Annotated in this window: 6 protein-coding genes; 3 read left to right on the forward strand and 3 right to left on the reverse strand. The window is 67.6% G+C overall.

The window, feature by feature from the left end:
• Positions 1-56 precede the first annotated feature (56 nt).
• Positions 57-3,164 carry a TonB-dependent receptor gene (locus tag IQ458_RS18055; protein ID WP_203323688.1) on the forward strand — a complete coding sequence of 1,036 codons (3,108 nt, stop codon included), beginning with the start codon at positions 57-59 and terminating at the stop codon, positions 3,162-3,164.
• A 265-nt stretch (positions 3,165-3,429) separates the two neighbouring features.
• On the opposite strand, the gene IQ458_RS18060 is transcribed toward IQ458_RS18055, so the two are convergent.
• The 3 genes from IQ458_RS18060 to prmA all read right to left on the reverse strand — a co-directional run bounded on the left by IQ458_RS18060 (position 3,430) and on the right by prmA (position 5,422).
• Positions 3,430-3,813 carry a GFA family protein gene (locus tag IQ458_RS18060; protein WP_203323689.1) on the reverse strand — a complete coding sequence of 128 codons (384 nt, stop codon included), beginning with the start codon at positions 3,811-3,813 and terminating at the stop codon, positions 3,430-3,432.
• 145 nt (positions 3,814-3,958) lie between these two features.
• Positions 3,959-4,348 carry a helix-turn-helix transcriptional regulator gene (locus IQ458_RS18065; RefSeq protein ID WP_141454209.1) on the reverse strand — a complete coding sequence of 130 codons (390 nt, stop codon included), beginning with the start codon at positions 4,346-4,348 and terminating at the stop codon, positions 3,959-3,961.
• Positions 4,349-4,498: 150 nt separating this feature from the next.
• Positions 4,499-5,422 (reverse strand): 50S ribosomal protein L11 methyltransferase, encoded by a 924-nt coding sequence (gene prmA, locus IQ458_RS18070; protein WP_183640963.1) that lies wholly within the window; start codon positions 5,420-5,422, stop codon positions 4,499-4,501.
• A 99-nt stretch (positions 5,423-5,521) separates the two neighbouring features.
• Between prmA and IQ458_RS18075 the strand changes: the two genes are divergently transcribed.
• Both IQ458_RS18075 and IQ458_RS18080 read left to right on the forward strand, forming a co-directional pair.
• A complete protein-coding gene (locus IQ458_RS18075; protein ID WP_203323690.1) occupies positions 5,522-6,445 on the forward strand; it encodes a hypothetical protein in 924 nt (307 codons plus the stop codon).
• Positions 6,442-6,807 carry a hypothetical protein gene (locus IQ458_RS18080; RefSeq protein ID WP_203323691.1) on the forward strand — a complete coding sequence of 122 codons (366 nt, stop codon included), beginning with the start codon at positions 6,442-6,444 and terminating at the stop codon, positions 6,805-6,807. Before IQ458_RS18075 ends, IQ458_RS18080 begins: the two co-directional genes overlap by 4 nt.
• Positions 6,808-6,901 lie beyond the last annotated feature (94 nt).

Here is a 6,901-nt window from a genome sequence, read left to right on the forward strand (position 1 = left end):
CGGTGCTCGCCCGCGACGAATGCGCGTCGCGTCAATGCCTCAAGGGGAGAGCACGCATGATCGCAAGACACCCGGGCCATCGGCCCCGCACGATTTCCTTCCGCCATGCTCATCTGTGCGCGGCGCTGGCCTGCTGCCTGGCCTCGGCCGCGCACGCACAATCGGTGACTGGCAGCATCTTCGGCCAGGCACCCGCCGCGCCCGGCACGCAAGTGGCCATCCGCAACCTCGACACCGGCGCCACCCGTACCGTCAGCGTGGACGCCAAGGGGCGCTACCGGATCTCGGATCTGCCCGATGGCCGCTACCAGGTGACCGTGCAGCGTGACGGTGCGGTGATTGGCACGCGCGAGGAGGTGCGGGTCAACATCGCCAGCGGCATCGAAGTATCTTTCGTCGGCGATGTGCGGGAGCTGGATCGCGTCGAGGTGCACGGCACCTCGGTGGCGCCGGTGGACATCTCGCAGACCGACACTCGGGTGGTGTTCACCGCCGAGGATCTCGCGCGCCTGCCTATGCCGCGCAGCGTCGGCGAGGTGGCGCTGCTGGCACCGGGCGTGGTCCGCAACAGCAGCTACGGCGTGCCCAGCTTCGGCGGCGCGGCCTCGTCGGAGAACGCGTACTACATCAACGGCTATCCAGTGACAAATCCGCTGACCTCGATCGGTTTCAGTGAGCTTCCGTTCGGCGCGATCGCGCAGCAGCAGGTGCTGACCGGCGGATACGGCGCCGAGTTCGGCCGTTCCACGGGCGGCGTCATCAACCTCGTCACCCGGCGTGGCGGCAATGAATGGAAGGGCGGGGTCTACACGATCTGGACGCCGACGGGCCTGCGTGATCGCCCGCGCGATGGCAAGTATCCGGATACCGGCCACTTCAGCGCCGACCACCCGGATCCGACGCGGCGTACCGACGGTACCTTGCAGACGAGGCGCCGCGACAACACCTCGTGGCAGACCAGCGTGGGCGCCTGGACCAGCGGTCCCCTGGTCAAGGATCGGCTGTTCGTCTACGCCGAGGCCGAGGGTATCCGCACCGACGGGCAGTCGATACGTGCGGAACGGACATCGACACCCGCGACGCTGCGCAATGGCTGGAGCGAATACCGGAACGATCTGACGCGCTGGGCCATGAAGCTGGATTGGAACATCACCGACGACCATCTGCTGGAGTTCACGGGCGTGTCGGATCTGCGCGAGAACGATTACGACTACTACGCCTATGACTATGCGACTTTCAGCCACGGCCGGATCCAGAACGGGGGCCAGGAAAGCCGCGACGACGCGCGCTTGTACGTCGGCAAGTACACCGGCTACCTGACCGAGAACATCACCGTGTCGGCGCTGTATGGACGGCAGAAAATCACCCATGAGCGTTCGCCGTTCAACTACGACCCCGACTGTCCCTTCATCAGCGCAGGCGCATCGGCGCGCGTGCCCGGCGTGGACTATCCCAGTTGCCAGAACTCGACCTCCTACCAGCGCGTGGAGGGCGAGTTCGACGAAACGCATGGTGGCCGCCTGGACGTGGGCTGGCGCGTCGGCAACCACGATCTGCGCTTCGGCTACGACCGCATGGACGCCGAATCCTTCGTCGGTTCCAGCTATCCGGGCCGCTACGGGTGGACCTATCGCCGCGCCACCAATCCCGACAGCGCGGTGGAGCCGTCCAGCGGCGTGATCGGTTCGCCCGCCAGCGCGGGCGGATACGGCACGCAGGGCTACTACGTTTTCCGGATCTACGTGGACAAGCTGGCGCGTCCGAAGGTGGAGCAGTCCGCGCAGTTCATCGAGGACCGCTGGCAGGTCAGCGATCGCTGGCTGCTCTCGCTGGGCCTGCGCAATGATCGCTTCGACAACTACACCGGCACCGGCCAGAAGTACATAAGCCAGCGCAACCAATGGGCGCCGCGACTGGGCGCCAGCTGGGATGTGCATGGCGATTCCTCGCTCAAGCTGTTCGCCAACGCCGGGCGCTACCACCTAGCCCTGCCCAACAACGTGGCCACGCGCGCGGCCTCCGGATCCCTGTACACGCGCGAATACTTCACCTACACCGGCGTCCACCCGACCACCGGTGCGCCCACCGGCCTGAATCCGATCGCCGTGGATCCGGCCTCGCGCTACCGCTGCCCGGGCGGCAACGCGGTCTCGTCCAACCTGGAATGCGGCAACGCGCCGGATCCGCGCACGGTGGCGGCGGTCGACATCAAGTCGCACTTCCAGGACGAATACATCGTCGGCCTGGAACAGGCGCTGGGCGGCGGCGCCAGCTGGGGCGCCAAGTTCACCTACCGGGATCTGCGCAGTGCCATCGACGATACCTGCACACCCGCGCTGGGCGGAGGCTGCTTCCTGTTCAATCCCGGCGTGGGCAATACCTTCTGGCAGAAGCAGGCCGACGGCAGTTTCACCCGGGTCCACTACAGCGCGGAGCAACTGGCGCTGCCCAAGCTAAAGCGCCGCTACTATGCGCTCGACCTGTTCGCGCAGCGCCGCGGCGAGAACTTCTTCGGCCGGATCGACTACACCTTCTCGCGCAACTACGGCAACACCGAAGGACAGCTGGCGTCCGACCTGGATGGCGGCAGCGGCGGGCAGAACGATGTGTCCACCACCCAGGACTGGGACCTGCCGCAACTGATGCAGGGCGCCAACGGCCGCTTGGCCAACCATCGCACCCATCAGATCAAGGCGCATGGTTCCTACCGCTTCACCCCGGAATGGCAGGTGGGCGGCAGCCTCAGCCTGTCCTCCGGCCGCCCGCGCAACTGCACCAGCATGTATCCCACGCCGGACAAGGGGCTCTATGAAGGTTCGTACTACTGGTACTGCGGACTTCCCGGCAGCGGCACCGCGCCGGATGGCCAGAAGTACGTGCCGCCCTCGGCCGACTACCGCGTTTCGCCGCGTGGTTCGCACGGGGATGCGCCCTGGCAGTTCCAGGTCAACGCCAGCGTCGCCTACACGCCGCGCTGGATGGATGGACTGACCCTCGGTGCCACGGTGGTGAACCTGTTCAACCGCCAGACGCCGGGCGCGTTCAACCCCTTCTATGCCGCCTCGCCATATCGCGGCAGCGCCGACTACAGCCAGACCTACGGACAGCCCATGCACCGGATGTCGCCGCGCTACGTGCGCCTGATGGTCCGCTACGAGTTCTGACCGGCCTGGACCGGCAACCGGATAACCATAACGCAATGCTCTCGCTCTGCCCGGCCTCGCGCCGGGCTTTTTTTTGGGGCAGTACGGGAGTCACCGGGACTTCTGGCCGGTGGCGGGGATGCGGCCTCCGGGTAAGTTGCCTTGGAGGGCAGGGACCGCGCGCGTGGCACCGGGGCGAATCGTTCGCCCAGGCGCTCCGCGACGGCGTTGCCAATGACAGGAGCCGCGAAGATGCGTCGATGTGACGATGCACCCGACCGGACACTCAGCCGGCGCGCGCTTTCAGGAACTGCTGCGCGGCCGTTTCCCAGTTCTGTCCGTCGAACGGAAACACCTTCAACGCCGACAGATCCACTTCGTCCACGCAGCGCAGGTTCACCACCCACATCGCCGGGGCGATGCGGGGATGGCTGAAGGGGCTGACGCCGCAGTGCCGGCAGAAGTAATGGGCGGCGGTCTGGGTGCCGAACCGGTAGGTGCCCAGTTCGGATTCGCCGGACAGCAGGCGGAAATGCGCGTCGTCCGTGCCATGCCAGAGCGCGCCCTTGCGCCGGCAGATCGAGCAGTTGCATTCGATGGCGACGCCCACCTCGCCGTCGAACTCGAAGGTGATGCGTCCACAATGGCAACTGCCCCGATGCGTTTGCATGCCGCTCTCCCGTGCGTGATGCCGGAAATTTCCGGTGGATTCCCGTGGCCCGGTGACGGCGGCCGCCGCTGCCGGGAAAACGCAGCCTAGGGCGGGAAACCGCCGCGGGCAAGGCGCGGCGCGGCAGCGCGACGGAGAACTGCGGTTAGCGCCGGCGCTTGCGCGGACGCTTGCCGCCGTCGCCGATCAGATCCAGCAGGCCGGTGCGTTGACGTGGCGAGAGGCTGTCGAAACGTTCCAGCAGGCGGCGCTGCTGCTCGCTGAGATCCTTGCCGTAGCCGGCACCGTCCTCGCCGACGTGCGGGTTGGGCTTGTCGATGAAGGCCGGGCCGCGGCCGGTGGCGAGGAATTCGAAACCCATGCCGGTGCGGATGGCCAGGGCGATCATGTTCTCGACCGACGGACAGGTGCCGTCGACCATTTCCCACTGGGCGATCGCGCTGCGGGTCAGGCTCAGTTCGACCGCGAGTTGTTCCTGGGTCAGACCGGCGTGTTCACGGGCCTGTCGGACCCTCAGGTACAGCTTGTTGCTCACGATGTCGGCATGGGAGGACGAAGGGGAAACCGATATAGCCGGTCCTCCATGCAAGTGAGGTCAGTAACACTGGCTCTGGCGGATTGTTAGTGATTCTAACATGGTGAAAATTACGCCACTCACATTAGTTGGCGGCGAAAGATATTCGCCTCACGCTGAGCGGCGGATGCCATCGATGCGCATCCAGTCGTCCTCGCGTTCGGCGCGCAGCGATTCGAACCACGGCGAGTAGCGCTCCAGCAGATCCGCTTCCTGCCCGTGCAGGATGCCCGACAGCGCGATGCGTCCACCCGGCGCGACACGATCGGCCAGGGTTTCGGCCAGTGCGTCGAGCGCCGAGGCCAGGATGTTGGCGACCACGATCGGATAGCGCGCCACCGGTTCGTCTTCCGGCAGGAACACCGACAGGTGATCGCCCACTTCGTTGCGCCCGGCGTTGTCGGTAGTCGCGATCAGCGCCTGTGGATCGTTGTCCACGCCCACCGCCGCCGCCGCGCCCAGCTTCAGCGCGGCCAGCGCGAGGATGCCCGAGCCGCAACCGAAATCCAGCACGGTGCGTCCGGCCAGCTCGCCGTCGCCGGCCAGGCCGTCCAGCCAGCGCAGGCACAGCGCGGTGGTCGGGTGGGTGCCGGAGCCGAATGCCAGGCCCGGATCCAGCCGCACCACCGCGGCATCGTCGGTGCGCGCTTCCTCGGGTAGTTCGTGGTTCCAGGGCACGATGAAGGTGCGTGCGCCGAATTGCATCGGCTTGAACTGATCCAGCCAGGCGCGTTCCCAGTCCTCGTCCTCGACCGTGCGGAAGGCCGCGTCGGTCCAGTCCAGGCCCGGATCGAAGGCTTCCAGCGCGGCCAGCAGGATCAGCGCATCGGTATCGGCGGGGAACAGCGCGGTCAGCACCAGCGAATGCCACAGCGGGGTCTCGCCGACGCCCGGTTCCAGGATGGCCCGCTCGTTGCCGGTATCGGCGTCGGCGTCCAGCAGGGTCACCGACAGCGCGCCCACGTCCTCCAGGGCATTCTCGTAACGCGGCTGTTCAGATTCGCGGCAGCGCAAGGTGAGCTCGAGATAGGGCATGGAAGGCGTAAAAATGCGGTTCGGGCGCGCATTGTCGCACGCGGCCCGGCAAGGCCCGGCCGCGTTGAAACCCCCCGCGCGGCCACGGATAATCGCGAGATGCCTCGCATGCTCCCCTGGGTACTCGTATGCGCCTGCGTGCTCGGCACGGCGGGTGCATGGTGGTGGGCGCAGGGCGCGCGGAATGCCGCCGCGCCGATCGTGGCGCCGGTCGCCGACGCCAGCGACGAACCGGCACCGGCCGCCCGGCCGGCGCGCCGGATCCAGGAATCCTCGCCGACCGCGTTGGCCTTCGACAGCCGGCGCGAATTCGAAACCACGCCGGATCTGTTCGTGTATGCGCAGCAGCTGGCGCTGCAGGCGCGCGCCGGCGACGCCGATGCCTGGTGGATGCTGAGCCGGGTGCACGACTACTGCGCCGGCTTCGCCAGCAACCCGGCCGGCTATGCCCGCGATACCCGCGCCATCGCGGCGCTGGATGTCTCCAACGCCGCGACCATGGCCGACGCGCGCGAGCGGGTCAGCGCGCGCTGCGCGCGTTTCATGCCCGAGGACGGGCTGTCCTCGCGCAGTGTCCACGAAGCGCGGGTGCAGGCCGCCAAGGCCGGCAGCCTGGCCGCCGAGGCCGCGCTGCTGGCCGATGGCGAACCGATGTCGGAGGACGCCGGCTACCGCAGCGCGCTGGTCGCGCGGGTCACCGCCTCCGGCGACCCGCAGGCCTTCCTGGCGCTGTCGCGGGCGATGGGCCTGGCCGCCAGCGGCGCGGAAGCCGAACTCGGTGGCGTGTCCGGTACCTGGCTGTCGGAAGTGGCCTGGCAGATCGCCGCCTGCCGACTGGGGCTGGATTGCCGTCCGCAAGGTAATCTGATGACCGCCTATTGCGCCCACGGCGGCATCTGTTCGCGGGACCCGTCGCAGGATTTCCCCGCATTCGTCGTGGACGCCGGCGTTCCGCGACAAGGTGTCGAGAACTTGAACGAGATGGTCGATAGTCTGCTGTCGGGCAGGAGAGCAATCCAATGAACCACCCATCGAACCGCAACCGGTTTTTGCCAAGGCCCCACATCTGGCTGTGGATGCTGGTGTTCGTCACCTACGCCGCCGCCGCCGCCACCGTGGTGATCAACGCCATGGACGCGCCATACCGCGATCTGCAGCGCACGCCCGCCGGCGTGCGGGCCTCGCAGGAAGATCGCGCGATCGGCGCGGCCCAGATGGTCGCGCTGTACCGCGCGCGCAGCGGCGCGCCGTTCTCGGCGCTGCCGGCCGGCACGACCCTGGAAGTCACCTGGCCGGACGGCTCCAGCGAAACCCTGCGCATCGTCGACCCGCTCTCGCCGACCGGCGTGATGCCGGTGAAGGGCACGCAGCACGAGAAGCGCTGAACCGATACCACGGCGACAGGTCATGCAAAAAGGGCGGCTCCCGCAAGGAAGCCGCCCTTTTTGCATGAACCCCGCGCTGTGGGAGCGACGTCAG

The organism is Pseudoxanthomonas beigongshangi (assembly GCF_016820515.1).
In the GTDB taxonomy this organism is placed as follows: Bacteria; Pseudomonadota; Gammaproteobacteria; order Xanthomonadales; family Xanthomonadaceae; genus Pseudoxanthomonas_A; species Pseudoxanthomonas_A beigongshangi.

Excerpts from the sequence above, each read along its gene's own strand:
- IQ458_RS18060 (WP_203323689.1), bottom strand. The coding sequence starts at position 3,813 with ATGCAAACGCATCGGGGCAGTTGCCATTGTGGACGCATCACCTTCGAG.
- IQ458_RS18080 (WP_203323691.1), top strand. The coding sequence starts at position 6,442 with ATGAACCACCCATCGAACCGCAACCGGTTTTTGCCAAGGCCCCACATC.
- IQ458_RS18055 (WP_203323688.1), top strand. The coding sequence starts at position 57 with ATGATCGCAAGACACCCGGGCCATCGGCCCCGCACGATTTCCTTCCGC.
- IQ458_RS18075 (WP_203323690.1), top strand. The coding sequence starts at position 5,522 with ATGCCTCGCATGCTCCCCTGGGTACTCGTATGCGCCTGCGTGCTCGGC.
- prmA (WP_183640963.1), bottom strand. The coding sequence starts at position 5,422 with ATGCCCTATCTCGAGCTCACCTTGCGCTGCCGCGAATCTGAACAGCCG.